The following is a 2,779-nucleotide window of genomic DNA, read 5'->3' on the forward strand; positions in this document are numbered from 1 at the left end:
CGCCGGGCCTGCACGCCCAGCTCGCGGGTGGTCCGGATGACCAGGCCGAGCAGCACCGGTACGCCGATCACGATGAACAGCCCGAAGATCAGCCCGGAGATCCGCGACGGGTCCCGGCCCAGGGTGAAGGCCCCGTAAACCGCCGCGACCAGGCCCGCGCAGGACCAGAGGATGCGCGGCCGGGGGGCCCACAGCGCCACTTCGAGCAGCAGCCAGCTGGTGCCGACCTGGTTGATCGTCGTGTCGTCGATGAGCCAGAACGCCACGACCAGCAGGGCGGTCTGGGCCAGCAGGCCGTAGAGCTGCCGGCGGTGCAGGAGCAGGGCGAGGGCGAACGCGGCCACGGCGAGCAGCCATTGCGTCGGGGTGGGCGCCGGGCCGGCCTGGGTGCCGAAGAACAGGTAGCTCAGGCCGCTCAGGTCCAGCAGCAGCATCCGGACGAACGTGTCCCGCGCGTCGAAGAGCCGTGCCACCCATCCCACGAGGACCACCCTAGGCGCTCTCGGCGGGGCGGTAGCGGACCCGTACCAGGAGGTAGACCAGCAGGCCCAGGGGGCCGAGGAGAATCGTGAGCAGCAGCACCGGCGACATGATCAGCGCGGGGACACCGCGGGTCCGGCTGTCGAGCCAGGACCAGCGGCCGACGAAGAGGTCGAAGGCGAGCATGTGCGCCCAGGCCGCCGCCGCGCCGTCGGCCGTGCCGAGCAGTTCGCGGACGCCGCCGAGGGTGGGCGAGGCGACGGCCGGCAGCACCTCGCCGAAGGCCGGGATGACCAGCAGCGCGTAGATCACCACGACCGGCAGCACGATCAGCGGCGAGGCGATGATCCGCCGGGTCCAGGACCAGCCGGGCAGCAGGATCATGAGCGCCCAGAACGGCGCGGCGACCGCGAACGTCAACCCGAACAGAGCCCCGGTCATGCTGGCCCTCCCAGGCCGTCGTCCGCCGCGGCCAGGTGCCGATCGGTGCGGGCGGTCATGCCGCCAGCTCCAGAGCCGGCTGCCGGCGGCGGGCCACCACCGCGACGGTGGCGGTCGCGGTCGCGGCGGCGAGGGTGGCCCAGGCGGTCAGCGTCAGGGCGTCGGGCTGCAGCAGCGGCTGGCCGCGCAGCGCCTGCCAGGTCAGCAGGGCGGTGAGGATGCCGTACGCGACGCCGCCGACCGCCAGCAGCCGGATCCGGGTGAGCTCGTCGAGCCGGTTGCCGAGCAGCAGGGCGAGCAGCGGCAGCGCCTGCAACGCGTGCAGCCCGATGAAGTGGCCGATCCGCAGGTCACCGCCGGTGGTGCTCCAGCCGACCACTGGCAGTCCCGGTCCGCCGTCGCTCACGCCGACACTGTGCCCCATCTGGGCGGGCTGCACCATCGGGGTCGCCGCCACCAGGCCGAGCAGGGACAGTCCCAGGCCCCAGCGGACGGCGTGCGCGGACACCCGGTCGGCGATCCGCTGCCGGAGCACCACGACGCCGATCACGAAGTGCGCGATGAACAGCACCATGATCGCGCTGCCCATGACCTGCCACAGCGCGGAGTTCAGCGCGGAGGTCTCGTTGTAGTGGCTGGTCTGACCGCGCAGCACCTGCGTCACGATCACGACCATCTCGGCGACGGACATGGCGACCACCACGGTGGCGGCCCATTCGGCGACGCGGCTGCGCCGCGGGAGCAGCGAGAGCATCCAGGCCAGGGTGGAGGTGTAGAGGACGAAGGACACCGCGAACTTGAACGGCTTGAGCCAGATCGGCGCGCCGGTCAGGACGCGCGGGTCGGCGAGGGTGCCGACCGCCGCGACGAGGGCCAGCACGGCCATCGCGGCGGCAAAGATCATCAGCGGGCGGTGCCAGCGCAGCACGTTTGTCATGCCCTTGATGCTTTCGGGGCCGGCGGGCGCTTTCGCCCATCCGCGGGCCCGTCCCCCGGCCGGTGGTCGGAGGCCTTCTCCTCCCTGGGTAGGAGGTCGCCATACTGTCCGCGTGAACGAGGTCGTGTTTCCCCGGGCCGAGGACGGCCGGCGCAGCGGTTCGGCGCTGGGCCGGGCGGTGGTCGCGGACGCTCTGCGGGTGGCTGATCCGGCGGCGGCCGCGGCGGCCGAGCGGGAGAGCGACTGGCGTACGGGCTACCTGCGGCACTTCCGGGCCCTGGTCGAGGCGGGGCTGGACGGCGGCTACGACATCGCGCGGGCCGGGCTGGAATCGGTGCACAGCCGGATGCGGGTGACCAGCGGCGCGGACGAGATCCCGCTCGACGACGCTTTCTCCGTGGCTGCCGAGCCGCTGGACACCGTCACCATCCACGGGGAGGGCAAGCCCGAGCAGGAGCTGGTCCTGCCGTACCGGGGTGAGCTGCTGCGCGGGGACGCCCTGCTGCGCCGGCTCGACGGCTGGGTGCGGGAGGGCACGATCGAGGAGTCGTGCGCCGAGGCCGTCCGTGAGGTGGCCGCCGAGCCGGACTGGCTGGACCTGTCCGATCAGCGGCTGGTGGTGCTGGGCGCCGGCGCCGAGATGGGACCCCTGCCCGCCGTGCTGGCGTGGGGTGGCACGGTGATCGGCGTCGACCTGCCCCGGCCGCGGGTCTGGGAACGGGTGGCGGCCACCGCCCGGCAGAGCGCGGGCACGCTGATCGCACCGGGTGCCACGATCGAGGGTGCGGGCGTGGACCTGCTGACCGGGCTGCCGGCGGCGGCGCAGTGGCTGCTCGGCACCGAGGGGCGGCTGGTGCTCGGCAACTACGTGTATGCGCCCGGGCCGGCGTACCCCCGGCTCTCGGCCGCCGTCGACGCCCT

General features: G+C 73.5%; 2 protein-coding genes and 2 pseudogenes. 1 reads left to right on the forward strand and 3 read right to left on the reverse strand.

What is annotated here, in order from left to right; genetic code table 11:
* The 3 genes and pseudogenes from AB0C29_RS42065 to AB0C29_RS42075 all read right to left on the reverse strand — a co-directional run.
* Nucleotides 1–482: pseudogene (locus AB0C29_RS42065) on the reverse strand (two-component sensor histidine kinase); the annotation flags it as partial.
* A 10-nt stretch (nucleotides 483–492) separates the two neighbouring features.
* On the reverse strand, nucleotides 493–921 hold the full coding sequence (locus AB0C29_RS42070) for an ABA4-like family protein (RefSeq protein WP_360833029.1): 429 nt from the start codon (nucleotides 919–921) through the stop codon (nucleotides 493–495).
* A gap of 55 nt (nucleotides 922–976) precedes the next feature.
* A complete protein-coding gene (locus AB0C29_RS42075) occupies nucleotides 977–1,858 on the reverse strand; it encodes a hypothetical protein (protein ID WP_360833032.1) in 882 nt (293 codons plus the stop codon).
* 112 nt (nucleotides 1,859–1,970) lie between these two features.
* Here AB0C29_RS42075 and AB0C29_RS42080 point away from each other — a divergent pair.
* Nucleotides 1,971–2,779, forward strand: a pseudogene (locus AB0C29_RS42080) (hypothetical protein); the annotation flags it as partial.

It is taken from the genome of Actinoplanes sp. NPDC048791, from assembly GCF_040650095.1.
In the GTDB taxonomy this organism is placed as follows: Bacteria; Actinomycetota; Actinomycetes; order Mycobacteriales; family Micromonosporaceae; genus Actinoplanes.

Bases quoted from the DNA above. Each gene is read 5' to 3' on its own strand.
- AB0C29_RS42070 (WP_360833029.1), bottom strand. From the start codon at position 921: ATGACCGGGGCTCTGTTCGGGTTGACGTTCGCGGTCGCCGCGCCGTTC.
- AB0C29_RS42075 (WP_360833032.1), bottom strand. From the start codon at position 1,858: ATGACAAACGTGCTGCGCTGGCACCGCCCGCTGATGATCTTTGCCGCC.